Here is a 26,367-nt window from a genome sequence, read left to right on the forward strand (position 1 = left end):
GCAGGGAGAAGAGATTGCCAAAGTAAGAAATCATACCTGAAATCAGCAACGCCGTTTTTCGCTTTGGGCGAGTTAAGTAGGTAGGTGCTCCTCGATCCAATCACGATTAAATATCGAGGCATAAATTCGATTTTGAACCACGAGCGTACTCTGACGTTTGATGATAATTCCTGACAACAGCAGTTCCCGTTCGATGGGAGTATTGGCGATCGCCACTGCTGAGTGTGCCCAGACTTGTTGATAGAGTGCGAGCAGTTGCGGAGCTTGTTGACTTTTGGTAAGGCGATCGCGGATCGTTCTCAGGTGTTCTGGTTCGTCCTGGGATTCCCAATTATCGACGATCTGCGTTTGGACTAGCTGCTCGATCCACTCGGCTTCGCCGTTGGGGGGAATGGGTGTGGCTGTATTGCGAATTAGCTTACAGAGTTTTTGGGTGAGGAAAGGTTGTCCGTTCGTCCAGGCTAGGACTGCTTTGAGTACGGTTTGGGGGTTGGTAACTTTCTCGGCTAATCCTTGTAGTAAGGGTTGGGCTTCGTGTTCTTTGAAGCCTTCGAGTTGAATGGATTCGCCGATATTGAAGGGGGTAATCTGGGTATTGGTAATTAAATCGGCAGGGGTGGCGACACCGAAGATGGCGAAAGTTAAGCGTTGATAGTTGGGTTTGAGGCTGCGCTGGTTGTAGCAGGAACGAATCAGGGCGAAGAAATCATTGACGGGGAATTTTAAGCCTAAGACGCAATCGATTTCATCGATGAAAATGACGAGTTGGTTTGAGGGGGTGCCGACTTCTACTAATAGGACTAATTCGATAAACTCACTCAATCGCTGGACTGGCGAGAGATCGGCTCGATCTTGCCACCAAGTTTTGAGGTTGACTTTACCCCGTAGCTCGAAATGTCGGGATAGTTCGGAGGCGATGCCCTTGTACCATTGTTCTGGGGTAATGGTTTCACTGCCAATGCGGGTCATATCGATCGAGGCACACCACATCCCTTCGTGTTGGAGGTGATTTATCATCCGTACCATCAGGCTGGATTTACCCATCTGGCGGGGATTGAGGACGTAGCAAAACTCGCCGCGTTTGAGTGCTTTGTAGAGGTGCCTGTCGGCGGCACGGACGACATAGGTGGATGCGTCCATCGGTAGGCTACCACCGACTTGATAGTCAAAGGTGGCGGGTGGTGCGGCACTGCGGAGTAGCTCGTTTTCAAACAGGAGTTCGGATTGGGTGGCTTTGAGGATACCGAGGGTGTGAGAGAGTTCTTGGGTGCGTTCGAGGACTTTGTGTTCTAGGGTGCGGCTGTATTCGGTTAATTCATCTCTGGCTTGTTCGAGGGCAAGATTTTTGAGTGCTAGCTCTTGGGCAAACTGAATCCGCTCGGCTTCGGCTCGTTTGCGAAGGGATATATCGGTAAAGGCAACCATCGCATAGGCAACTCGACCATTGTCGTCAAAGACTGGCGTACCAGCAGATTCGATCGGAATAATTTTGTCAGCATGGCGAATTTCCATGTCGTCAACAGTACTCCGTTCCCCACTTAATGCTCGGAGCAGGGGCACATCTGGCGACGGGTATAATCGATCGGTTCCGGCTTGATAAAGTTGATAAGTCTCCGTCAGTCCATCGGCTGTGGCTTCGGCGACAATCCCTTTGCCCAAGAGCTGCTGGGCGATCTGATTGGCATAGAAAGGTTTGCCATCAGCATCAAGGATACCAATGCCCACGGGCACTGCTTCTAAGAATTTATTCAGTCTGCTTTCGTTCTCACGTAATGCGACGTAAAGTTGGGCATTTTGGATCGAAATTGCTGCTTGAGCAGATAGGAGTTTGAGGACTTCTAAGCGATCGGGTGTAAAGGCATTAGTAGTCGAATTGTTTTCCAGATATAAGATCCCGCGCAGTTTGCCGCGTTGCTCGTTGCCAGCCGCTCCGCCCACGAGCAATGGCGTACAGAGAATGGATTTTGGTTGAGTGGAGATGATATATGGATCGCGAGTAAATTGTCCCGCATTAGTCGCATCATTGAGGACGACACTTTCCTGAGTGCGCGCGACATAATTGACGATCGTAGTTGACAACATGGAGATCTGAGCCGCATCTACTGGCACCTGTCGCCCGATGGTAAGATCATCCTCATCGGCGACGCCTTCGGCTTCGATAACCCAGCGCAGATCTGCATCTACGCCAATAGGCGAGAGCAGGAAACCTGTTTGCGCCCCAGCATTCTCGATGACAGTTTTCATCAGCTTTTCGAGCAACTTGTCGAGGGCGATTTCGCTCGAAATTGCTTGCGATGCTTTGATGACTGCGGCTAAATCGATCGATTCGCTAGTGCTGTTAGAAATTCTGGTGGCATTGGTTTGAACTTCAGGTGCGGTGGCACTCAGCCACTGGGGATATCGCTCGTCTAAATCGGCTACTTTACGTTTAGCACCCCAAATTTGATAGCCTTGACGAGCTTTTTTTAGATAAAGTTGTGCAAATTCTGATTTACCTCGTTCCACCCAAAACTTGCCTGCTAGCTCATTTGCCAGAGCTTCATTCTGGACAAATTCATGTTCTCTCGCAGCAGCAATGGCTCGATCGTATAAGTCCATTGCTTCTGGCCATTTACCAGAGATTCGCGCCATTTCGGCTGCTACCAACAGATATTTATGCAGGAAATTTTCTGGGCAGTTATCCGCCCAGATTTTCATCTGCTGTTGATTTTGTTCTACTTTATGCCAATATTGCTGCTGTTGTGCTGCTGAATCCGTAAATAAAGCTATGAGAATTAATGAGTAGTAAAAATTATGTTCCGAAACCAAATATTGACCGACAATCGACGAGCTGATTTGCTCTGCCGCTAAACTACAATCGAGTGCCAGACTATGTTCGTGATAAAGATACAAAGCCTGACTTTTGAAGATATAATAATAACAAATAGATGCTAGATTTATCGTTTGGTTGTAAACCTCTGAATTTTGGAGTTCGATGATTCTCTCCGATTGAAAATCCAATTTGTCTTGACTGATTCCCAGCAAGTTGGAGACAGTTATTCTAAATACAAAAATTAAGTCTAAGCTAAGTTGATTTTTAGTTTTTCTTAAAAATGGTAATGTATTGGCAATTTTTTCATCAATTTTTTGAAGGTTTATACCTTGATGAAATTGACTCAAGATCGCATAAACTAAATTATATCCGGCATATAATAACTCTCCAGATATTAAGCCTGCGTTATATCCATCCCAGTAAAAAGTATCTAAACTTGCCAAAGGTTTTATCCAACAAGCCAGCCAATAATTATGAATGGAAATTTTGCATTTTTGAGCACGATCGTTAAATCGATCGCTTAGCTTCAGTGCGAGCAACCCAAATTGGTAGGCGGCTTGATAATCTCCGAGGATAGAAATCGTTGCGACCCCAAAATCGGAATATCCTTTGACTGACTCAGCGATATTACCATATTGAAAAAATATATTTACCTGTTTAGACGCAACCCAATGATATAAACTATCATCGAGCAAGTATGCCGCCGAATCCATCGCTCCTAATATTTTAACAGCAGCTATTTTATCAGGAATGTTCATGAGCGGTAGATCGATCGATGATGAAATATCTCGATCTCTTAAATACTGCTGAATTGACGAAAATTCCAGATCGATTGCTGCTTTTAAATTCGATCGAGGTACTTGAATGTCTAAGAGTTTTAATCCCTCACTTCCAGCAACAATCGCTGATTGGAACTTAGCAGACATCGCATATAATATAACGAGTGATTTATATATATCTGCCTTTTCTAAGATAGATCTAGCCTTGGCTAAATTTGAAATCATCAACTCTTCCGCTCTATCTAAATTGCCAGTTAAATATTCGACTTCTGCCAACTTTTTGTACAATAAAAATGAAAGTGGATCGTCGATCTGCCAAAGTGTTGGCAGGCAATTAATACCAACTTGAAAATAGGATCTTGCTGACATATAAGCAGCAGAATCTCTTGCTCTTTGCCCTGCTTCCAGATTTAGTTTAACCAATGATCTTCTTTCGCTCTCATCTACAATCAGATCTTGCGATTGATTCAGATGAACGACAATATCGAAAACTTTTTCTGCTCTTTTTTCAAGTGGTGTATCGATGAGTAATAGCCGACCAATTTGAAGATGAACGCCCTGTTTGTGTCGATCGTCAATTAAAGTATAAGCTGCTTGTTGAACTCGATCGTGTCGGAATTTAAAATTGAGAATTAGCAGTCGCGCATCGATCGCTTCCAGCCCTACCGCAGCTAACTCGGAAGTCGGTAAAATCACACCTCGATCGAGCGCGGGTAAAAGTGTTGAAAAGGTTTCAGAGAGGGATTTTTCGCCGATAATTGCGAGCGTATTTAAATCGAAACTATTCCCCACGCAAGCCGCCAACCGCAAACTATGCTGGGTTGATTCTGGTAATTTCTTTAAGTTATCGATGGTTGAGTTGACGACATTATCGGCAATATCTCTTTGTTCGATCGTCTTAATATCCCACTGCCAACAACCTTGCTGATAATCAAAAAGTAATAAGTTATCTCGATGCAAAGCTTTCAAAAATTCATTAACAAAAAAGGGATTGCCCAGAGTTTTAGCAATGACTAATTCAGCTAACGGTTTAACTACATTCAGATCCCGAACTAAAGTATCGGCAATCAGATGGCCGATCTCCTCCAGATTCAAAGGTGCTAAAGTAATCTTGTTAATGTTAGCACCTTCATTTATTAATGACTCAATGGCGATCGATAAGGGATGGATCGGACTGACTTCATTATCGCGATAAGCTCCGATCGGGAATAGATATTGAATGAGATCGTCACTAACGATCGACTCGATCCATTTTAGACTGGCTAAGTCTGCCCATTGGAGATCGTCGAGAAAGATAACTAACGGATGCTCTGCTTGACAAAATACCCGAACGAAGTTTTTAAATACTAGATTAAAGCGATGCTGCTCCGTTAACTCTAATGGTTGTCCGACTGGTTGAGCACCGATAATCATCTCCACATCGGGAATGACATCGATAATCATTTGTCCATTATTACCCACCGCAGCCAAGATTTTCGATCGCCACTGAGCTAGTCGTGCGGCACTTTCACTTAATAGTTGCCGCACTAATGACTTAAATGCTTGGGCAATCGCTGAGTAGGGAATATTGCGCTGCAATTGGTCGAATTTTCCCGCGATAAAGTAGCCGCGCTGTTGAGCGATTGGTTTATAAATTTCTTGTACCAAGGCTGATTTACCGATCCCGGAATAACCGGAAACCAGCATCATTTCGATCGTGGATTGCCGAACATGCTCTCCTGCTGGTACGCGCTCCTGTGCCGGAGACGCTACGCGAGCGAAAGCTGCTAATAAGGTGTCAATTTCTCGCTCCCTACCATAGAGTTTCTGCGGAATTTGGAAATTTCCCGACACATCTCGCTCGGCGAGGGGAAAGTTATAAATCTCACCAGTATGCTGTAATTGCCGCTGGCAGATCTCTAAATCTACTTTTAATCCCCAGGCACTTTGATATCGCTCCTCAGCCGTTTTTGCTAACAGTTTCATCACCAGATTGGAAACAGTTTGCGGAATTTCGGGAACTAATTGGTGAGGGGGTATCGGTTGTCTGGCAAGATGACAATGCACTAGCTCTAGTGCGTCGGTTGTTTCAAACGGCACTCGTTGAGTCAAGAGTTGATAAAATGTCGCACCCAGAGAGTACAAGTCAGTGCGATAATCTAGGCTTCGATTCATTCTGCCAGTTTGTTCTGGCGACATATAGGCGAGGGTGCCTTCGAGTAAAGTGGGATGTTTAATCGCGGGATTTTCGCGCGTAAATACGGTTGAGATCCCAAAGTCAATTATTTTGAGCTGCCCAGTGGTTGGGTTGAAAACGATGTTACTGGGATTGAGATCTTTGTGAACGATCTTAGCGTCATGAATCTGGCTTAAAATCTCCGCTATTTTAATCGCTACATCGAGAAATGCTGATAGGGTAAAATTGCTGGAATTCATCAGGATATCTAAAGATTCACCCCCAAAATCTTCCAAACACATCACCAATGTATTTTGATATTTTTGCAAGCCATACGCCTTGACAACGCCCTCTATTTGCAATGAGCGAACTATTTCATATTCTTGCTTGTATCGGGTTAGTTCTGCTGGCGTAGGATAGCCCGGTTTGAGCAGTTTGAGAATCGTAGATTGTCGATCGATTAGCGAGATCGATCGATATACAATTGAATTGGCACTTTGATAAATTTGCGATACGATTTGGCGATCGAGAATTGTCATCATTACTGGTTATTTATAGATGTAAACGCTCGAAACTAAAGCATTAACTCCTAGAAGATCCACCTCAATCCCCCTAAGTCCCCCTTTTTAAGGGGGATTTAGGGGGATTTCTAGAGTTTTCGCTTCTCTCTAGACTTATGTATACAGGGTAGCTTTACAAGGGGAGGGCTGGGGCGGGGTAAACTCAAACAGGTAGCTCAATCACGCCAAAATTCGGTTCGCGCCTAGGATATCTTCCCAAGGCAAACCTTGTTGATAGCGCATCTTGTCGTGCCAGCGCAGCGGCGCAAAGATTTCTGGCTCGTGGAGTTCCCAAATTTTGCAGGGAATGGCAGGATGTCGTGCCGCATCTAAAATTGCGTTAACAGCTCGGCGAGCGGCTTCATTTGCGCCTTCCATCGTCGCTAAATCTGTATTGGTACGCACGTAGTCAGAGGCGAGAAAGAGGTTAGGAATTCTGGTAAAAGCATCTGGGCGGAGTTGCCAGGTATTGACGTGGTTGACTAATAACGGTTCTAGATTATTACGCAGATTCAAGACAGACTGATAAACCACTTTGCCATCCCAGACACTTTTTTCTACAGCTCCTAAGTCAACGAGTGACTGAAGTAATGTTTTGGTATCTCCCTGATTTTCGTCCAGATCTGATGCTAGTCGATCGAAATTTCCCTCATAGAGCGTTACTCGTGCATCGGGTTGCGAATTAATTTTATTCAGGAGTTTCTTTGCTCGATCGACAATAGCTGGGTCGAGAAACCAGCTATGTATATTTTCATCTTTGAGGACTTCTTTACCATCGACGTTTAAACTTCTTTGGAGTTGCGCCCAGACTTCTTCGGCAATCTCATCATTAGTACAATCTTTGGCAAACTTTTCAATCTTAATTCCCTGACTTTCCGATTTATTCCCTTCTAATCCCCAGTCTGAGATATCCACTGATAGAATTCCTTTAACTTTACCATCTCCATATTCATTGAGATCGATATCTGGCCAGAATTGTGGTTGAGAAATGGCAGTCAACGCCCAGGGAGTATCGACGAGTAAAATGTGTCCGTGAGTAATCGGCACATCTTCTTTGAGATAAAATTGAATGCCATTCATCCAGGCAGTATTCGGAGCGAGTTTGCGAATATTTTCAAAAGTGGGATCGTAGCGTTCGAGCTTGCTCTCGATAATCACTCGATCCATCACCTCGACAGGCACAGCCGCAATATAATAGTCGCCCTTGACGAGATATTTTTCCTTGCTAATCACATCTTCGATCGTCGCACTTTGGATTTTGCCATCTGCATAGTCGATCGAAACCACATCACTATTGAAGTGATAGCTCACGCCCAAACTTTTCAAATAAGTCAACCACGGTTCGATCCAAACTTCATTTGTCGGGCCATTTAACAACCGATCGGTACTAATCGTAGGATTTAGCAGATCGAGTAATAGTTGTAATAAAATATCGCCAACAGTTTTGGTGCTAGCAAGTTTTGCTTTGGAAGCAACTAGCGATTCGGTCATTCCTTTGGCTAACAAGCTCTGATATTCAGCGGAGCGACTTTCTGCTTCTACAAAAGTCCACCAATCAACTTTTTCATATTCGCCAATCCGACGTTCTTGACAACTGGTAATTAATTGCCAGAGCTTTTGAGCGAATAATTCTAATTCTCCGACTTCTAATTCGGATTGCGCTGAGATTAATTGCAAGAAGGCATTAACTAATAGTCTAATTTCGCTGCTGGTAGTCGGAGCTTTTGCTGGTATCGTTAGCCCCTTTTTATCGAAACGCGGTATGGAAATGCGAGTGGCATCGACCAGATTATCGAACACCCCTTGCCGATTATCCTGGTAAGGGATGCGTTTCATCGTATCGGTAATATGCTGATAAAATCCTGGGAAAAATCTAAATCCATGCTCTCCAGGTAAAGGTTTTCTGCCATTGGTACTACTTTCGGGGACAGGCATACTGCGCGCTTTGCCGCCAGGAATATCGCGCAGTTCGTAAACAACCACCTCAAAACCGCGTTCTGCCAACTCGTGAGCCGCGCTCATCCCAGCGACACCACCACCTAAGATAACGACTTTTTGTTTCATTTCAAACTCCAAACTTTAGAATTTTACAAATTAGCTCTTAAACGCCTGCTGATACAACTCACAACCTGGAATCGCTGTGTCTCCCACTCGATCGATCAGTCCCAGACTGCTCAACTTATAAGCTAGGATCGGAGCTAGGACGAGCGGACTAGTTGCACTCATGACTCGATCGAGTGCTTGTGCTAATTCTGGCTGTTCTGTTAGCGTTACCCAATGACGCTGCAAATGATGATGATAAATTCCGGTAGCTGTGGCGGCAGTTTGTAGCAATTCTCCTAAAGTGATGTCGCCACGACTCAGATGATAGAAGGCAATATTCACCAGTGCGGGATGTCCCCCCACCAGCTCCATTAGTTGCCCAGCTTCCGTCCCATCGTCCCAGTCCAGTCCGTAGCATCGAGCTAACTGCTGCACCTCTGCTAGCGAGAAAGTATCTAACTGAATCGGCAAGCCGACATTAAACGGGGATTGGTTGAGCTGAAGGGGAATGTAAATCTCCGTCGAGTGAACTACAATCAGGCGCAGCTTTTGCCAAATTGGGAGGATTTTGGCTTCTTCATACCAAGAGCGCAGCAACGGTAAAAAATCATGGGCGATCTGCGGATGCTCGAAAATATGATTCAGCTCATCGAATACCAATACCAGCGGAGTAGAAATTTTCGCTAATAGATAGTGTTGAAAGTAGTCAGTGCAGCTAATTTTACTGCCAAGATCCTCATCCCAATACTCGTCGATCCTCGGTTTGAGCTGGAGCTGACGCGCCACATTCGTACAAATACAGCGCAAAAATCGATCGAGATCGCTCAAGATTGATTCGTCAACTTGGGCGAGATTGAGGCTGACGGTGTGGTATCCCAAACTTTGTGCCGATGCCAGTACTCTCAGGAGCAGGGATGTCTTACCCATTTCTCTCGGTGCTTTGATCCGCACCAGTGCCCCTGGCTTGCTGATTTCGCGATCGATCTGCGCCTCAAATGGGATGCGCTCCAAATAAAATGGGGAGCCGAGCGGGACGGCACCATTGGGGTAGCGGGGTGATGTGTCTGGCGGTAGAAAATCTTTGGCGGAGCCTGTGTTCTGACTTACCCAAACCGATTCAGGCTGGAAAATCTGCGGCGATCTCACCGCTACATCTAGCGTCGAAATTTCTCGCCAGTCTAATTCTAGTTTCCGACAAAGTTCTTCAAAAGTCGTGTAGTCAACAGCTTTGCCAGTCAGAAATTTATTAACTGTCGCCAGTGCGAAGCCGACATCCTCAGCCAAGGAGCGTTGGCTGGGAAAGCCATTGCGGTTGAGTGCCAGCTTGACTCGCTCGATGCAATTTTCTTGAACTCTGAGGGATCTGGGCATAGAACCTCTCATGGTATATGTTTCAATCTTACAAGATAATTCAAAAAAAGTAGTTATTCAATATACATAAGTTATAAACAAGTTAGTCATTCGTAGTCTCGAACTCAGATAGGAGTCAAATACGATAAATGTATCGAATGCGCTCGAACCAAATCTAATTAAGATGTATTGGGAATCGATTATGCAACTACCTCTAGGCCCCCAAACTCCCGCTTTTGTCCAACTCACGCGCTGGATTTTTAGCCCAATGTCGTTCATGGACGAATGCGTTCGCCGCTTTGGAGACATGTATACCGTCAATCTGGGCAAAAATAATCCAAATCTAGTCTTTGTCAGCAATCCTCAAGCTTTGCAGCAAATGCTAACTCAAGATACTAGAGCAGATTTTCATGCTCCAGGCGATCGGAACGGTTTACTAAAAACCTTGCTCGGTGACAACTCGGTCATTTGCTTGAGTGGATCGCAACATCAACGCCAACGACAGTTGATGATGCCACCATTTCATAGCGATCGAATGCGTACCTATAGTCAGGTTATTAACCAAGTTACTACCGAAACGCTAGCCCGAGTCCAGATCGGTCAAACTTTCGACGTGCGAAAGACCACCCAAGCAATTACGCTGCGGGTGATTATGCAAGCTGTGTTTGGATTAAATCGGGGCGAGCGTGCCGAACGACTCGCACATTTATTAAGCCAACTGCTCGATCGCAGCGGCTCTCCCCTGAGTGTCTCAATGTTATATTTTCCGATCCTCCAACAGGAATGGGGTGGTATCAGCCCCTGGGCGATCCAAATGCGCGTTCAGCGAGCGGTAGATGCCTTAATCTACGCCGAGATCGCAGAACGTCGGACTCACCCCGATTCCTCCCGTACCGATATCCTCAGCCTATTGATGGCGGCGCAGGATGAAGCGGGTGAATCGATGACCGATGTTGAATTGCGGGATGAATTGATGACGCTGCTGGTTGCCGGACATGAGACGACGGCGACAGCTTTAGCTTGGGCATTATATTGGCTGCATAAATTGCCAGCCGTCAGGGATAAACTAGTCGCGGAACTCGATGGCTTAGGCGCAGAGCCAGATGTTAACGCCATTATCAAAGCACCCTATCTCGAAGCCGTTTGTAATGAAACCCTGCGGATTTATCCAGTCGGGATGCTGACTTTGCCTAGAGTTAGTCTCAAATCTGTGACGCTTGCCGGACGAGAAATACCACCAGAGACAACCATATTGGGATCGATTTATTCAACCCATCAGCGAGCAGATTTATATCCCCAACCCCAGGAATTTCGCCCAGAACGCTTCCTAGAGCGAAAGTTTTCGACCTTTGAGTTTTTGCCTTTTGGTAGTGGTGCCAGACGCTGCATCGGTAGTGCGTTTGCAATGATGGAACTGAAACTCGCCCTCGCCAAGATCCTCTCGCGGTGGGAACTGGAATTGGTAGATAAGCGGGATATCCATCCCAAACGCCGAGGTTTGGTTACGGCTCCCGAACGCCCAATTCAACTACTGGTCAAAAGCCAGCGATCTGCGAGCGATCTCCACCCAGCCCAGGCGATCGATCGCGGAGCGTTCGCCTAGCGAAATCGACTCTCCCTGCTTGGCGATCTTCGACGAAACTTAGCAAACGCTGCAACTCCTCACAACCATGAATGACGTTTTTATCGGTGCGACCGCGATCGTTCCCACCACTTTCTCATCGGTCACAGTCGCTGAAGAATTTTTTCACTCAAAAATTAGTTAAAAGTTATTCATAAGTTACTCACAAGTTAGTCACAACTCGATCGTTCTCAGATTCAAACTTAGTTAGCGGTAGAGTCTAATCGATATAGCAAACTGAAGTCAACTAAATTTTCAATCTGAAAAATTATGCCTAATAACTCCAGACGATCCACCAAAGAGATCCTCTTATTATCTCTTAGTGTACTGATTATTATTAGTTCTACTATGGTTGGCTTGACTGTTTTATGGAAAGAATGTTCGCGATTAATAACTAAAGATCTCATCTACCCTTCCGCTTGGCGATAGGTCACAAAATTCTCGATTTTGTTAACTTACATTCGATGAGCATTTACTTAAAAGGAAGGTGCGACCGTGTTAATGGAAAAACTGTGTGCGGCTACTCCTCAATTAGAAACCTCGCTCGCTCGGCAAAAAAACTATTTGTCTCCGATCCGATCGGGATCGTCTGGTGTTAATATTCCTCATTCTGGCATCTGTAAAGATTTACCTGGGAAACAAAAAACTTCATTTAGTCCCGAACCTTTATACAAGGAGACGAAAAGCTACACCACGACGATCGCCACAAGTGGAGATCCTGCTGATATTTATTACCCGATTGCCAAGTCAAACAAATGTCCGGTGGAATTTCCGATTGCACTGCTGCTGCAAGGAGCGTTAGTTGATAAAGCAGATTACGCCAATTTTGCGGCTCAAGTAGCCAGTTATGGCTTTATCGTGGTGGTTCCCAATAACGAACGAACCTTGAGTGCGCCAACCGGACAAACAATTACCGGATTGTTTCCCGAACCGCAACAGATTAATGAGGTTTTGGATTGGATGGAGGCAGAAGATGTCAATCCTGATTCGCCGATCGTTAACATTATCGATCCAGATAAATTGGGATTGCTAGGACATTCCTTTGGGGGGAGCGTCGGATTGGGTGCCAGTCAAGAAGACATCTTTGTCCCTGGAATTAGTTCTCCAAATTATGTCCAACCGCCCGAACTAAAAGCCGGGATCTTTTATGGCACTAGTTTCAGAAATCCCGTTACCGATGCCGTTTTACCATTAAATAACCAGGATATTGCCACTGGCTTAATTGTCGGCGATCGGGATGGCGTAATTAAACCTGGATCTACAACCGAAACCTACGATCTGATTCTCAATCCTCCCAAGGCGTTAATTACAGTCGAGGGTGCCAATCACTATGGTATTACCAATCTAGACAATCCGATCCGCGAACCCAATCGACCGACATTAGCGCAATCTACTACTACAGAGACGATCGCGCGCTGGAGTGGGCTATTTTTACAGGCACATCTGCAAGGTAGCTCAGGTGCTTTTGACTATATTTACAACACTGGTGACGCTCTCGATCCCAATGTGAGTGTCATCAGTCAAAGTCCCAACTTCGGACACTTCTCGAATCTGCCGTAGTGGCTGGGGAGATCGTACCGATATCCAAAAGCGATCGACAAGTTAGTCATTCTTCGTCTCGAACTTAGATAGGAGTCGAGTTAGATGGATGTATGAGATGCAAACCAGCAGAATTTGAGCTATGTCACACACCATCATCGACGCGCTAGATCGAGTCATCCCATCGTTGGTACAGCCGCTGCCGAGGAGCATCGTACCGACAGACGAGACACTAAGCAAACACACTAATTGCCTGTGCGCCAGTCGTGGGGATTTTCCCCATCAAAAACTACTCATATCAGACTACGACCTCACTTGGTCGATTCTAGAGTGCGATCTATCTCAATGTAGTCAGGAGGTGAGTGCTGAAATGGTGACAGCCTGGGAAGCAGCGGGAATTAATTGGCAGCAGCGGGCAGTCATCAATCTTAAAGTGGCATCTAGAGAGCTGTGGACGCATCGCCAACTGCGCCCGGATGGCAGCCTGCTGATGGCACTAATGATGCACGATGATGGGTTTGGTTCGTCCCGCATTCTCCTGTCTGGCTATCTCCAACAGCATTTTCCCGCTGGTTATTATGTGGCAATTCCCGATCGACGAATCGGCATCGCCACGCCGAGCAATCTCTCAGTTAGCGAACGGCAAGAGATTCAAGATTCGATCCAATCTTATTACGATCGAGCCTCTATGCCGATCGGTTCCCAGCTACTCGCCCCTGAAGATCTCATTCCCCAACATTATTACTGGAACTAGCGGCATTCGTTGGCGGAGCCTCTTTCAAGAAACTTAACCTGAAATTGGCTCTGTACAAGGATCTGTAGGTTGGGTTGAAGAATGAAACCCAACGCACCCAAACAGAGTTTCTTTCATCCATTAGACGACATTTATGTCGGCTCAGATGCTCTGGAAGAGAATCGGCATCGATAGAGCCACCACTAGAGTTAATACCTCAACGGTATTTAATTGAGATAGGAAATTTGTGAGATCAGAATGCCGGAAATAACTTAACTTTAGGTATTGACAAAAGTTGATTAAAGTTGCCCTCTTTTGACAACTTTCGATCGAGACGTTTTTCAGATTTTTTCCTGTTTTGAAATCTCTAAGATGAGAACATACCACGGCAAGTATTTAAATCCCCGTGAGTGTTTACACTTTAATGGAGTAACCGCAGTGATTAATTTCAAACAGATCGATTCAGTCAAGCAACAAGAAAGACCGATCCTCCAAGACTCTAGATTGGCCTCGATCGACGGAGTTGTAGATATGGGTACTCAGTTCATTCAAACCTCTTCCCTCTCTTCACCACAATCTTTAACGCCACTGGTAGACGATCGGGAAGACGCTGGCATCATGCCGTTGCTAAATTCGATTCAAGGTATAAATGAAGCACCCAACGTTGAAGATACAATTGCACCGATTGTCATGCAGATCTGTGAAGCAGCGGGGTGGGATTATGGAGAAATATGGATTCCTTCAGCTAACTCCATAATTTTAGAACTGACCGACGTTTTTCATATTGCATCGAACACCACCGATTTGCAGTCTTTAGAGCAATTTCGCCTATGTAGTGAAGGGTTTGTTGTCTCACCTGGAGAGGGATTACCAGGGCGGGTTTGGTCATCGGGGCAATCCGAGTCGATTGCCGATGCTACCGCTGACTCAGAGTCTTATTGGTTGCGAAATCAACTTGCTAAAGCATTCGATCTGAGTGCTGGGCTTGGCGTGCCAATTATCGAGAACGGGCGAGTGGTGGCAGTTTTGGTATTTTTTCAATTAGTAACTCAGCAATGAAGTTCCCAAAAGACCTAACTAAGTATACTTAGCACCCCCAAAAGTCAACCAGGATTACTCTCTTTTGTTAAAGGTAGATCGAGACATTTTTTAGATGTTTATTTTAATAGATATCTCTAAGATATAAATAATTGAATTGACAAATACATTGTGATAAATACAGGCAAAATTATGAATCTCACCTATCGTGGCAATAACTATAATTCCAATTCAGCCAAACTAAAATCTCTTTTTTCAGCTCAAAATCAAATCAAATCAGTTCATAAGTTGATGTACAGAGGTAACACTTATCAGTTCGGCTCAAACACCTCTGCTGTTAAATCGATCGGTTATAAGTTGACTTATCAGGGTAATACCTATTATGTCAATTAGCATGAATCGATCGATTCAACCATCAGATCTAAATAGGAATTCAGTACTAATGCATGGCATCTCAACTCGAAAGCAGATTTTAATTATCGATCCAGATGCGTCATTGGCAAAAACGTTACTCGACGATACTTATGGCAATCTCATTGAAGTGACGATCGCTTGTAATAGCCGAGCTGGAATGACGTTGGTGAAAGAAATCATGCCAGACGCGGTTTCGATCGGCTCGCAGCTTTCTAGCATCGAATGTTATGAAGTGGTGCAGAAATTGAGATCGTTTTCCCCCACAACACAAATGCCGATCGTCTTCTTTTCTGGACTCCCAGATCTGAGTCGAATCATCGATATCACTGAACTCAAACAACCCTCTGATCGGCAACAAAAACGATCGCGTCAGCAAGAGCGGCTTGCCAAGATCCTGAAATGGTCGAGCAGTGCTTGTGCGATCGCTGGGGGCGTTTTGCTGGCATCAAATATCCCGATCAGTGGATTTGGGTTTATCGGTTTGGCTACGAGTTCGTTTCAGATGTTATTGGCTAGCTGCTTGCTGGCAGATAAAACAATGGTTGTTTATTCTGGTGCGCTGTTTATATTTGTAGATTGTTTGGGAGTATTTCGATGGCTAATCATGTAGAGATGTTTTCCCCGTCGGCTGCCATGACGTTGGGATCGGCAGTAGCAGCATTGGGCGGATTTGAGCAATCGGACGTGCCCTGGCAAATCTGGCTCATCGAAAACCCCGATAGCCCGATCGCACTGCCTGGAAAAATCAGTCTGTATAATCACGATTGCCTTCATGTACTGCTGGATCGTGGTTTATCCAATGCCGAGGAAGCTTTTGTGGTTGGCTTTTCGATGGGCACCGATCGGCAGACTCATTGGTATCATGTCATCATTTTTAAGCTGATTTCGCTGTACTTCTATCCTCCCAAGTATCGGTTTACTTGGGAACAGATCGAATCCTTTGAATTGGGATACAAATTTGGCAAGTTGAGTGCGATTAAGAATCTCAACTCCATCAACTTTCGCCTCCATACACACAAAACTGTCGATCGCCTCAGACAGCTTTTGGGCATAGATTTGGATAATTTAACACTGGGAAAGGAGTAAGTCAACGCCAGTTCGGGTTAAGAATATTTGCTCCGCTTCAGCACCGCCGCCGATTGAAATCGGGGCTAACGTTACAAAGTCCGCCTGCGCGGACTCTTCTCTCAGTCCGCGCAGGCGGACTTTGCATCACAAGCCGAGACTTCCAGTCTCCAGGCATCTCTTATCCCGAATTGAGGGTAAGTCACTCAAAAGTTGGTCATTCTCAGTCTCGAACTTAGTTAGTAGTGGAGTTAAATCAATAAATGAGATCCAAACAAGCGCACAGTCGAGAACTAGGATGCAATTACTGAATATCGATCGGCGAATTCAACGCTGGATTTACTTTGCGGCTTTAATTTTCGGCGCGAGTCTGCTCGTACTTTTCTTGCAGCACAGATCTTCGTTCCAGCCGTCTGTGACAATACCCAAACAGATCGAAATAGCTCTGACTGGCGAACCGATCCAAGCGATTCCGCAAGAAATCGCAATTAATCTACCTAAAGTAACGTTGGGTGAGAAATTATTTCAAGACGTGCGCTTGTCTACAAATAATCAGAAATCTTGCCTCAGTTGTCACAGTTTTAGCTTGGGTGGGGCTGATGGTCGTTCCCATTCGATCGGCATCAATGGCATCCCGACTGAAGTTAATACCCCAACGGTGTTTAATGCGCGGTTCAACTTTCGACTCAATTGGAACGGAAAATATACCAATCTTAGCGATCATCTCGATGCGCTGATGAGCAATCCGAAGGTGATGGGCGTTCAATGGCCAGCCGCGATTCGATCGTTGGAGCAGGTGCCAGAATACAGGCAGCTATTCGATCGGGTTTATCCAGATGGACTGACTCCCACCAATATTAAAGATGCGCTCGTCGCTTATGAATTGTCGCTCAATACGCCAAATGCGCGGTTCGATCGCTTTTTGCTCGGCGATAAACAGGCATTGACAGCCGCCGAAATAGAGGGATATCGGTTGTTTAAAGCCAATGGTTGCATCAGTTGTCATCAAGGGGTGAATGTCGGGGGCAATATGTTTCAACCCTTTGGGATTATGAGTGACTATTTTGCCGCTCGGGGTCGGATGACTCCAGCCGATTTAGGTCGTTTCAATGTTACCAAAAATGAGGCCGATCGCCATCTATTTCGGGTGCCGAGTCTACGGAATGTCGCGCTGACTGCGCCTTACTTTCATGATGGTTCAGCCAAAACTTTGGAGGAGGCGATCGCCACGATGACCAAATATCAACTCGGTCGCACTTTGCCTACAGAGCAGATTGCTTCGATCGCCAAGTTTTTACGTACCCTCACTGGTGAGTATCGAGGCAAACCCTTATGAGATCGGTTTTTTACCACAAAATCTTAGCACCGCTGGAATCTACTTCCCGCGCCAACCGCGATCGCTATTCGCAACTGTTTTTAGCACGGGGCGGTTATCTATTGCCCCTGGTGTTGGTGGTATTAGTCCTGCTCTGGGTGAAGTCATTAGCGATCGATGTCGATCGTCATAATCAATATCTTGCCCACTTGCGCCAAATCCAAACCTTAGATGCGCGGATCGATCGCAATGTCTTGCAGGTACGGGATGGACTCTTAACTTATTACGACCCAATTGTCAACGATTTAGCCCAGATTAACCGATTACAGACCGATCTCCAGCGTGCGCCCAGTTTTGTGGATGCAGATAGTCGCCAAGAACTCGATCGGTTGTTGCAAACACAGCGCGATCTTTGGCAGCAGAAAGAAGAGTCGATCTTCAAGTTTCAATCGCAAAATGCGGTTTTAATTAACTCGTTGACCTATTTCCCGATCGCGATCGCTGATATCACTAAAAGTACCACAGCCCCCGCCCTGAAGGAACGGTTGAATACCCTGCTGCGAGATATTTTGTTATTTAATCTCTCTACTGAGAAAACCTTAATTCCGCAAATCCAACGAGAAATTGCCCAGATCTCGACAACTGAAGGGACGACGATTAAAACGGTGTTGAGTCATGCCCAGATTATTCTCAACAAACGCGATCGAATCAATGATTCAGTCAAGCTGATGATGGAATTGCCCACCGCCGCCAGCAGTGAAAAGCTGGCGATCGCCTACAATCAACGCTATCAAGCCGCGATCGACACAACTAACAACTATCGACTCTGGTTTTATCTGCTATCGATCGTGCTGCTGGGGGGAATTGCGACTTGGATCTTGCTCAAAATTAGAGCCTATGCCGCAGCCACCGCACAAGCTGAGGAAAAATATCGCAGTATCTTTGAAAATTCCGTCACGGGGATCTGTCAGACGACTCCTGACGGTCGATTTCTCAGTGCCAATCCCGGACTGGCACAGATCTATGGCTATGAATCCGTCGCCGCTTTAATGGCACACGTAACAGATATCGATCGACAGATTTTTGTATTCCCAGAGCGACGGGCAGAGTTGCTGCGATTGCTGCAAACCCAAGGAGCGGTAGCGGATTTTGAGGCGCAAGTTTACCGCCAGGATGGCACGACGATCTGGACTGTCGAAAATATCAGGTGCGTGCGCGATGCCAGGGGGAATCTCCGCTACTACGAAGGCACCGTCACCGACATTAACGCCCGCAAACAAGCCGAAGCAGCACTCCAAGAAGCTAAACTCGCAGCGGAAGTTACCAACCTTGCCAAGAGCCAGTTCTTGGCGAATATGAGCCACGAATTACGCACGCCGTTGAATGCGATCATCGGCTATAGCGAGATGTCGATCGAAGAAATTACCGATCTGGGCATCCCCAGTTTGGTGCCAGACATCCAAAAGATCCACGGTGCGGGGCAGCATCTGCTGGGGCTGATTAATAATATTCTCGATCTGTCTAAAGTCGAAGCAGGAAAGGTCGAACTCTTCCTCGAAACCTTCGAGATCGCGCCATTGCTAACCGAGATCGCGGCGACAATGCGCCCCCTAGTGATGAAAAACCACAATACCTTAGTCATCAACTGTCCGCCCGATCTTGGCTCCATGCACGCGGACATCACTAAGCTGCGGCAGAGCCTGTTCAACCTGTTGGGTAATGCGAGCAAGTTTACCGAACATGGCACGATTACATTAGGCGCAAAGCGAGAAGCAACGGGTTGGCTCGCTTTTTCGGTCGCCGATACCGGAATTGGGATGAATCCAGATCAACAGGCAAAGCTATTTCAGTCCTTTACTCAAGCCGATGCCTCCACCACCCGCAAGTATGGTGGCACGGGCTTGGGATTGGTCATCACGCAGCAATTCTGTCAAATTATGGGGGGCGAGATCCAGGTGGCTAGCACCGCAGGCACGGGGACAACCTTTACGATTCGCTTGCCAGATCCAGTCGAGCCACTCTCGCCCGAACCAGCTAGTCAAAATGGACATCAACAGCCAAATATTATTACCACTCTAAGTACCTCAGTCGCTGGTGCCAGCACCATTCTGACGATCGATGATGACGCTAATGCCCGGGATCTGATGCAACGCTTTTTGATTCGATCGGGATATAACGCGATCGCCGCAGCCAGCGGCGCGGAAGGACTCCGCCTTGCCAAAGAACATTTACCCGCAGCCATTCTGCTAGATGTGAAAATGCCCGATCTAGATGGGTGGGGAGTCTTGAGTCGGCTCAAGTCCGATCCCGATCTCGCCGATATTCCCGTGATGATGGTCACAATTGAGGGCGATCGCGCCTTGAGCAGTGCCTTGGGAGCGGTTGACTATCTGGTCAAACCCGTGGATTACGATCGGTTGATGACGCTGTTGGAGCCATATCAGACCAACTCAGCCCCCACATCCGTGATGGTAGTAGAAGATAACTCCGAAAATCGGGAGATGATCTGCCGCCAACTAACCAAAGCCGGATGGCGAGTCTTGGCAGCCCAACACGGGATCGAGGCACTAGCACTGATGCAGACAGAAGAACCTGGAGTTATTTTGCTAGATCTGATGATGCCAGAAATGGATGGATTTGAGTTTCTGCGTCAACTTCGCCAACATCCGCAATGGCGATCGCTCCCCGTCATCGTCCTCACCGCCAAAGACTTGACTACCGAGGAACGTCAGTGGTTAGACAGTCAAACTCAACGCATTTACCAAAAAGGTGCCGGAAACAAACAAATCCTCGACGAAATCCGCACGTTAATCGCTTCGCATTCTTCCCAGCGGTGTTGAATACGAGCATGAGATATTCGCTCCGTTCCAGTTCCGCCAACGATTGAAATCGTGGCTAGTGATGCAAAGTCCGCCTACGCGGACTAAGAAATCCAGGTATTGCTGAATTTAATGTATGAAACCTCTGGTAGGGGCAATTCATGAATTGCCCCTACCAGAGGTTCTAGAGATAGAAACGATCGCTTATCGTACTTGTATTCAGCAACGCCGAAATCCAGTCCGCGTAGGCGGACTTCGCATCATGAGCAGAGACTTTAGTCTCTAGGCTCTAGGCTCTAGGCTCTTCTTAGACGATCGAGATCGGGGATAAATTCATTGCCAAACTCTAAAATAATGTTCTAAAAATGCTCCAAACTCGCCAAGTGCAGCACACACTAATGGCTTACCTCCGCCACGAACTCTGTACCCCGATCGATGCCACGATCGGTTACAGTGCCATGCTGCTCGAAGAGCTACAAACACAGCCAGACTCAATCTTCGTTGCCGATCTCCAAAAGATTCATGCCTGTAGTCAACAACTATTGACACTCGTAACGACAATTCTCGATCCAGTGCAACTGGAAATGAGCCAGATTGACGGCGAACTGAGTCGGTTTGGTGCCGAGCTAAGGATGGAACTACTCACGCCCCTAAGCACGATTATCGGCTACTGCGAGATGCTGTTAGAGGAAGCTCCAGCCGAATTGATTCCCGATCTAGACAAAATTCATACTGCGGCTCACCAGTTATTGAGCCTGGTAAATGATATCGTCCATCTGGCCCAGCAACAGTTACAGCGGTTGACAACCCCAGATACTAATTCTCCACTACTTCTGGAACACCCAGCCACGGCGATCCTGCTGCGGAGCGCAACCACTACACTAGAAACGCTCGATCGAGAGTCTACCGTAACGCAATCACAGGGAGGGATGATTTTAGTAGTCGATGACAACCCGACCAATTGTGACTTACTCTCGCGCCAATTAAAACGGCAAGGTTATACAGTCACAACGGCGACTAATGCCCGTCAAGCCTTACGCCTGCTCAAAGCGATCTCTTATGACTTGATTTTGTTAGATGCGATCATGCCAGAAATTGATGGGCTGGAGTTACTCCAGCAGCTCAAACAGGACGATCGATTCAAGCACATTCCGGCGATCGTCATTTCGGCTCTAGAAACGATCGATGTTGCAGTTAAATGTATCGAACTCGGTGCCGAAGACTACTTGCAAAAGCCCTGCAATCCGATCTTACTCCAAGCCAGGATTGCTACCAGTTTAGAGAAAAAGCGACTGCGCGATCGGGAAATCCTCTACCGCCAACAAGTAGAACATCTGACCGCAACCGCCGCCGCGATCGAAGAACGCAACCGGATCGCCCGTGAGATTCACGACTCCTTAGGACATTCGCTGACGGCTTTAAACGTGCAGATGCAAGCTGCGGCAACCTTGTTGCTCACCGATCCGACTCAAGCCCACTCGTTTCTGACTCAAGCCCAGCGGTTGGGTAAAACTGCCATGCAAGAAGTCCGAGAATCGGTCAGAGCACTGCGAACAGACGAACGCACCGAACAGCCCTTCGCCGAAACGATCGCGGCTTTGGCAGAAGAGTTTCGGCAAGTTACAGGGATTACCCCGAACATTTGTCTTCGACTGACCCAACCTTTGTCTTTTTCCGTATCTAAAACCCTCTATCGGATCGTGCAAGAAACATTGACAAATATCTCCAAATATGCAGAGGCGACTCAGGTGCAAATTCACTCGATCGCCACCGAGCATCGGATCGACCTCAAGATTACCGATAACGGTCGCGGATTTAATGCTCACCAACAAACAACCGGATTTGGACTACAAGGAATGCAAGAACGAGTCGCCGCACTCAACGGCAAGTTTCACCTAACAACCTCACCAGGATCTGGCTGCCAAATCCAAGTCGAACTTCCCCTGTCGCTCAATTAAAGTCTAATATCCCATTCCTTTCCCCTTTCCCCTTTCCCCCTACCTCCTACCCCTATGATTGGCTTACTACTAGTAGACGACCAAAGTTTGATTTGCCAAGGCTTGGCAGCAATTCTCGATCGAGAAGACGATCTGCAAGTACTTGGATGTGCAGAAAATGGACGAGCGGCGATTTCTCAGGTCGAATCTTTGCAGCCAGATGTAGTCTTGATGGATATCCGAATGCCCATAATGACGGGGATTGAAGCGACGCGGCTGATTGTCGATCGATTTCCCACCGTCAAGGTATTAGTTCTGAGTACATTTGATGACGATCGTGATATTGCGCTATCGATGCGAGCAGGTGCCAACGGATATTTGCTCAAAGACATGCCTGCGCCAGAACTAGTTGGGGCGATTCGGTTAGTTCATCGTGGCTATACCCAAATGGCACCAGGACTGATGGAAAAGCTAGTCACAAATGTTGCCGATCCCGCCGATAGCATTCCTCCAGCCGAGCCAGCAGCCTTAAAACAAATACCAGCCAGAGAACGCGATGTCTTGCGGCTGATCGGGCAAGGCTGCACAAATCGCCAAATCGCCACTCAATTGAACCTCGCTGAAGGCACTGTCAAAACCTATGTGACTCATCTGCTCAACCGTTTGGCACTTAGCAATCGATCGCAACTGGCTATTTTTGCTAATTCGTTTTAGCTTTCTACGACAAACGCGATTTCTTCAAGAAATTGGGCTGGTGTCTCATTAGTGTAGCAGTTACTATAGTGGAGAGAGTTAGCTGTGCTGTAATTGTTATGAGTCTAATTGGAACTGCGATCGAAGTAATCAGAACTTCGGTGTTGTAATTTTATGGGATTCTTTGATACTGTCGCTAGATTGACAATAACGGAAGTTTTCAAGGCAGGTTTGGCTGAGGTGAATAGTCACCTGAATCCAGATGAGATGATAGTGCTGTTACAGCAAGCAGAAATAGCGGCAGATGAAGCACAACCAGAACTTGGTGGATTATTTCGGCGGATCGATCGTGATGGCGCGAATGGATATCAAAAGTTCCTAAAGTTTTTTCAGTCACGTTTGGTACAGAATGAGTTGCAGAGACCTTTTCAGAATGGTGGTAAGCCTAATGTAAAGATTCTAGTGGAGGTGTTTAAACGATCTGCATTCGAGCATCCCGAATCAGAGAATTACCTATCCGATTTGATGCCGTTGTGGATGGATGCGTTTGTTGAAAGCTATTTCGATCGCGTAGGAATTTGCTTTCAGGTGGCAAAGGAGCAATATCTGAAGCAATTGGCGCGGCGGGTAAATAAAGTAAAGTTTGTTGGAATGGCTGTGCCAGCAGGAGAGGTTGAAACGCAGAAGGGTTTAGTACAGATATTTGTCATGCCAGATGTGCGGGAAAAACGCAGTGGAGTAATAAATGACATAGATATTGATTATGGCTGTATTCTTGACTCTGCGCCCAAAGATTTGTCGAGCCAGGAATATCAAGAATTAAAGGGTTTTGTTCAACAGAAAAATTTACTCCAAGAACAAAAACAATGGGCACTGCGAGATCGATCTGCTGCGCGAGTTTCAGCTCCAAAAGTTCTGAATTTGGCTCAGAAAAAAGTAGTGTTACTAGGCGCACCAGGTTCTGGAAAAACCATGTTGTCTAGCTATTTTGCCTTAATGCTGTGTCAAAGTACTCCAACTGAGATTAGCTTGGATGTAAAGGTCGAGTTGCCTATTTTTATAAGAATTCGAGATTGGATTTCAAAACCTGAACAAGGATTGTTGAGTTATTTACGTTGGGATGCGGAAGCGAATTTATCCATCAACAATTTACCTTTGGGATTTTTTGAGCATTGGCTGGAGAGAGGGCAAGCATTAATTTTACTTGATGGGCTAGATGAGGTTGTAAATGAAGCCCAACAAAGTAAAGTGGTGGAAAAGATTGAGACATTTTTGCATCAATACCAGAACAATCCGGCGGTAATTACGTCACGTCCAGCAGGGTATCGAGAAGCTTTCAATCTCGATGAATTTCCCCACTATACGCTGGAATCCTTCGATGACAAGCAAGTGGCGACATTTATCGACCATTGGTATGACAGTCGGCTCAAGGATGATAAGGCGCAAGCAGAACGGCGGAAGGTTGATTTGCAGAAGGCATTTGCCAGAAATGATCGGATTCGACTGCTGGCTAGAAATCCATTGTTATTGACACTTATTACATTAATTCATCGTGATGGAGGTGAGTTACCTAAACAGCGTTACAAGCTCTACGAGAGAGCGGTGGAAATGTTGCTGATCCAGTGGGATTGTGCGAGAGATATCAAGCTCGATCCTAAGAATATTCTTTTCAAGTCAGAAGATTTATTGTATGTCTTAAAAAAAATAGCTTACTGGATTCATACTCAGGGCAGTATAGGGGAAACAGAAGGTGGCACACTCATTGACAAGGATGAGTTAATGCGGCAGTTACGAACAGAAATTAAGATGCTAAAAAAATGCGAATCGCATGAAGCAACGGCAGAAGCAAAAAGGTTTATCGATTTTATAAGAGAACGGACAGGTTTATTAAATGAACAAGGCATAGATTGCTATGCTTTCGTACATAAGACGTTTCAGGAATATCTAACAGCAGAGGAGATCTATGAGGCAGATGAATCGGGAGAGGATACAGAGATTATCGGGAGACATTTTCGGGAGTATGTACACGATCAACATTGGCGAGAAGTTTTGTTATTACTGGTGTCGAAGCTGAAAGGTAAGAAAGCACAAAATGCGATTCAGACTGTTTTGGATGCTAATAGCAAGTATGAACAGTGGTTACATCGAGATTTACTTTTTGCAGGTTGGTGTCTGACAGAAGATCCATCTAGATTGACAATGGTAGCGGCGGATTGGGTGGGGGAAATACTCGATCGATTGGTTGATTTAGAGGTTGAAAATTCCGATCGGATTGGTAGCAGAATTAGAAGCGAAGTAGAAAAGATTCTATATTGCTTTGGTGAAACAAATTCAGAAGTTGATGTGTGGGAGAAGTTGCAAGCGAAAGGAGATCGGATCGATCGTTTTCAACGCTAAAATTTCAGGCTGCTTTGGGAAAAGAAACAGAAGCGATCAATATATTGGTCAATTTATTGGAAAATCAACATGGTGTTACAAGCCTTCTTGCTGTACAAATATTAGTAGAATTAGAATGTAAAAATGAGAAAGTGGTAAGTTGTTTATTAGGTTTATTAGAGAGTGAGCAACGTTTTATTTTCGTTCACGCTGCAAAAATATTGTATCAGTCAGGCAACTCTAAAGATAAGGTGGTTCAGCGTTTTCTCTTGATGTTGGACAATGAAGATTCCGTTACCCGTATTGGAGCCGCACAGATCCTAGTTCAACTAGGAAATACTGGTGAGCAGGTTATAAGTAGTTTAGTCTCCTTACTGGGAGATGAAAACTTCCATGTGCGCTCCAATGCCGTATCAGAATTGGGTCAATTAGGGAGTACTGGTAAGCAGGTGATAAGCCGTTTAGTTGACTTACTGAATGATGAAAACTCCACTGTACGCTTTATTACAGCAGAAGCATTAGGTAGATTAGGAAATGCTGATCCGGAAGTGGTAAATCATTTACTTCCCTTACTTGTTGATACAAATTCTTCCTTACGTTCTAGTGTTGCGGAAGCATTAGGTAGATTAGGAAACGCTAGTTCGGAAGTGGTAAATCGTTTACGTCCCTTGCTTATCGATCAAAGCTCATCTGTTCGCTCTAGTGCTGCGGAAGCGTTGATTAGATTAGGAACTGTTGATTCAGAAGTAGTAAATGTTTTGCTATCTTTACTCCAAGATGAAAGCTCGTTTGTGAGATTTCCTGCGGCGGAAGTATTAGGTCGATTAGCTAAAACCTCAGATACAATTCGCACCAACGTGGTGCAATGGGTGGAACAACATCCGAATGACGATCAAATTGGTAGTGCGATCGATTGTTTATGGTCGATTGTTGTTGAATAAATGATAGTGAGGTTCGATCGATAAGTACGATCGATCGAATCTAGTACTGCTAAAAACCCGACTTTTTTGAAAAAGTCGGGTTTTTGTCCTCTCAGTTTTACTCGATCGGTAGTCAAAGTCAGAACAAGTCAGTCACAAGTTAGGTTTTAACTTAGTTAGTGGTGGAGTTTACTAGAG

At 45.8% G+C, this 26,367-nt stretch carries 17 protein-coding genes; 14 read left to right on the forward strand and 3 right to left on the reverse strand.

Annotated elements, in window-relative coordinates; genetic code table 11:
* Positions 1–72 precede the first annotated feature (72 nt).
* The 3 genes from CHA6605_RS10110 to CHA6605_RS10120 form a co-directional block, all read right to left on the reverse strand.
* A complete protein-coding gene (locus CHA6605_RS10110) occupies positions 73–6,288 on the reverse strand; it encodes an AAA family ATPase (protein ID WP_015159358.1) in 6,216 nt (2,071 codons plus the stop codon).
* Between the two features lie 198 nt (positions 6,289–6,486).
* Positions 6,487–8,370 (reverse strand): hydroxysqualene dehydroxylase, encoded by a 1,884-nt coding sequence (locus tag CHA6605_RS10115; protein ID WP_015159359.1) that lies wholly within the window; start codon positions 8,368–8,370, stop codon positions 6,487–6,489.
* A gap of 30 nt (positions 8,371–8,400) precedes the next feature.
* The gene (locus CHA6605_RS10120; RefSeq protein WP_041547894.1) at positions 8,401–9,732 is read right to left on the reverse strand and encodes an AAA-like domain-containing protein; all 1,332 of its coding nucleotides are present in this window, start codon (positions 9,730–9,732) and stop codon (positions 8,401–8,403) included.
* Between the two features lie 169 nt (positions 9,733–9,901).
* On the opposite strand from CHA6605_RS10120, the gene CHA6605_RS10125 reads away from it, so the two are divergent.
* The 14 genes from CHA6605_RS10125 to CHA6605_RS31525 all read left to right on the forward strand — a co-directional run bounded on the left by CHA6605_RS10125 (position 9,902) and on the right by CHA6605_RS31525 (position 26,190).
* Complete coding sequence (locus CHA6605_RS10125; RefSeq protein ID WP_041549069.1) at positions 9,902–11,302, forward strand: cytochrome P450; 1,401 nt, start codon at positions 9,902–9,904, stop codon at positions 11,300–11,302.
* Between the two features lie 519 nt (positions 11,303–11,821).
* A complete protein-coding gene (locus CHA6605_RS10130) occupies positions 11,822–12,880 on the forward strand; it encodes an alpha/beta hydrolase family protein (protein WP_015159362.1) in 1,059 nt (352 codons plus the stop codon).
* Between the two features lie 121 nt (positions 12,881–13,001).
* Positions 13,002–13,613: a hypothetical protein gene (locus tag CHA6605_RS32835; protein WP_015159363.1), complete on the forward strand. Its 612-nt coding sequence runs from the start codon at positions 13,002–13,004 to the stop codon at positions 13,611–13,613.
* 417 nt (positions 13,614–14,030) lie between these two features.
* On the forward strand, positions 14,031–14,651 hold the full coding sequence (locus CHA6605_RS32840) for a GAF domain-containing protein (protein ID WP_157259948.1): 621 nt from the start codon (positions 14,031–14,033) through the stop codon (positions 14,649–14,651).
* A 171-nt stretch (positions 14,652–14,822) separates the two neighbouring features.
* Positions 14,823–15,023, forward strand: a complete 201-nt coding sequence (locus CHA6605_RS37230; RefSeq protein ID WP_015159365.1) for a DUF4278 domain-containing protein — start codon at positions 14,823–14,825, stop codon at positions 15,021–15,023.
* Complete coding sequence (locus CHA6605_RS35700) at positions 15,013–15,654, forward strand: response regulator (RefSeq protein ID WP_232432243.1); 642 nt, start codon at positions 15,013–15,015, stop codon at positions 15,652–15,654. Before CHA6605_RS37230 ends, CHA6605_RS35700 begins: the two co-directional genes overlap by 11 nt.
* Complete coding sequence (locus CHA6605_RS10155; RefSeq protein WP_015159367.1) at positions 15,639–16,130, forward strand: hypothetical protein; 492 nt, start codon at positions 15,639–15,641, stop codon at positions 16,128–16,130. The genes CHA6605_RS35700 and CHA6605_RS10155 overlap by 16 nt, the downstream gene beginning before the upstream one ends.
* A 277-nt stretch (positions 16,131–16,407) precedes the next feature.
* The gene (locus tag CHA6605_RS10160) at positions 16,408–17,445 is read left to right on the forward strand and encodes a cytochrome-c peroxidase (protein WP_015159368.1); all 1,038 of its coding nucleotides are present in this window, start codon (positions 16,408–16,410) and stop codon (positions 17,443–17,445) included.
* Positions 17,442–20,264: a DAHL domain-containing protein gene (locus CHA6605_RS31520; RefSeq protein WP_015159369.1), complete on the forward strand. Its 2,823-nt coding sequence runs from the start codon at positions 17,442–17,444 to the stop codon at positions 20,262–20,264. Before CHA6605_RS10160 ends, CHA6605_RS31520 begins: the two co-directional genes overlap by 4 nt.
* Positions 20,265–20,379: 115 nt before the next feature.
* Positions 20,380–20,529, forward strand: a complete 150-nt coding sequence (locus CHA6605_RS33990; RefSeq protein WP_015159370.1) for a hypothetical protein — start codon at positions 20,380–20,382, stop codon at positions 20,527–20,529.
* Positions 20,530–20,608: 79 nt separating this feature from the next.
* The gene (locus tag CHA6605_RS32845) at positions 20,609–22,201 is read left to right on the forward strand and encodes a response regulator (RefSeq protein ID WP_015159371.1); all 1,593 of its coding nucleotides are present in this window, start codon (positions 20,609–20,611) and stop codon (positions 22,199–22,201) included.
* A 54-nt stretch (positions 22,202–22,255) separates the two neighbouring features.
* Positions 22,256–22,894, forward strand: a complete 639-nt coding sequence (locus CHA6605_RS10175; protein WP_015159372.1) for a response regulator — start codon at positions 22,256–22,258, stop codon at positions 22,892–22,894.
* A 153-nt stretch (positions 22,895–23,047) separates the two neighbouring features.
* Positions 23,048–25,270, forward strand: coding sequence for an NACHT domain-containing protein (locus CHA6605_RS10180; RefSeq protein ID WP_015159373.1), 2,223 nt, complete (start codon positions 23,048–23,050; stop codon positions 25,268–25,270).
* Positions 25,271–25,284: 14 nt separating this feature from the next.
* Complete coding sequence (locus tag CHA6605_RS31525; RefSeq protein WP_051038806.1) at positions 25,285–26,190, forward strand: HEAT repeat domain-containing protein; 906 nt, start codon at positions 25,285–25,287, stop codon at positions 26,188–26,190.
* Positions 26,191–26,367 lie beyond the last annotated feature (177 nt).

The sequence above is a fragment of the Chamaesiphon minutus PCC 6605 genome (genome assembly GCF_000317145.1).
Classification (GTDB): Bacteria; Cyanobacteriota; Cyanobacteriia; order Cyanobacteriales; family Chamaesiphonaceae; genus Chamaesiphon; species Chamaesiphon minutus.

What these genes read in the sequence shown, in the direction of transcription:
- CHA6605_RS10120 (WP_041547894.1), bottom strand. Translation starts at nt 9,732, where the DNA reads ATGAGAGGTTCTATGCCCAGATCCCTCAGAGTTCAAGAAAATTGCATC.
- CHA6605_RS10115 (WP_015159359.1), bottom strand. Translation starts at nt 8,370, where the DNA reads ATGAAACAAAAAGTCGTTATCTTAGGTGGTGGTGTCGCTGGGATGAGC.
- CHA6605_RS10180 (WP_015159373.1), top strand. Translation starts at nt 23,048, where the DNA reads ATGGGATTCTTTGATACTGTCGCTAGATTGACAATAACGGAAGTTTTC.
- CHA6605_RS10130 (WP_015159362.1), top strand. Translation starts at nt 11,822, where the DNA reads ATGGAAAAACTGTGTGCGGCTACTCCTCAATTAGAAACCTCGCTCGCT.
- CHA6605_RS32845 (WP_015159371.1), top strand. Translation starts at nt 20,609, where the DNA reads ATGCTCCAAACTCGCCAAGTGCAGCACACACTAATGGCTTACCTCCGC.
- CHA6605_RS35700 (WP_232432243.1), top strand. Translation starts at nt 15,013, where the DNA reads ATGTCAATTAGCATGAATCGATCGATTCAACCATCAGATCTAAATAGG.
- CHA6605_RS33990 (WP_015159370.1), top strand. Translation starts at nt 20,380, where the DNA reads ATGAAACCTCTGGTAGGGGCAATTCATGAATTGCCCCTACCAGAGGTT.
- CHA6605_RS10125 (WP_041549069.1), top strand. Translation starts at nt 9,902, where the DNA reads ATGCAACTACCTCTAGGCCCCCAAACTCCCGCTTTTGTCCAACTCACG.
- CHA6605_RS32835 (WP_015159363.1), top strand. Translation starts at nt 13,002, where the DNA reads ATGTCACACACCATCATCGACGCGCTAGATCGAGTCATCCCATCGTTG.
- CHA6605_RS10175 (WP_015159372.1), top strand. Translation starts at nt 22,256, where the DNA reads ATGATTGGCTTACTACTAGTAGACGACCAAAGTTTGATTTGCCAAGGC.
- CHA6605_RS10110 (WP_015159358.1), bottom strand. Translation starts at nt 6,288, where the DNA reads ATGATGACAATTCTCGATCGCCAAATCGTATCGCAAATTTATCAAAGT.
- CHA6605_RS31520 (WP_015159369.1), top strand. Translation starts at nt 17,442, where the DNA reads ATGAGATCGGTTTTTTACCACAAAATCTTAGCACCGCTGGAATCTACT.
- CHA6605_RS10160 (WP_015159368.1), top strand. Translation starts at nt 16,408, where the DNA reads ATGCAATTACTGAATATCGATCGGCGAATTCAACGCTGGATTTACTTT.
- CHA6605_RS37230 (WP_015159365.1), top strand. Translation starts at nt 14,823, where the DNA reads ATGAATCTCACCTATCGTGGCAATAACTATAATTCCAATTCAGCCAAA.
- CHA6605_RS10155 (WP_015159367.1), top strand. Translation starts at nt 15,639, where the DNA reads ATGGCTAATCATGTAGAGATGTTTTCCCCGTCGGCTGCCATGACGTTG.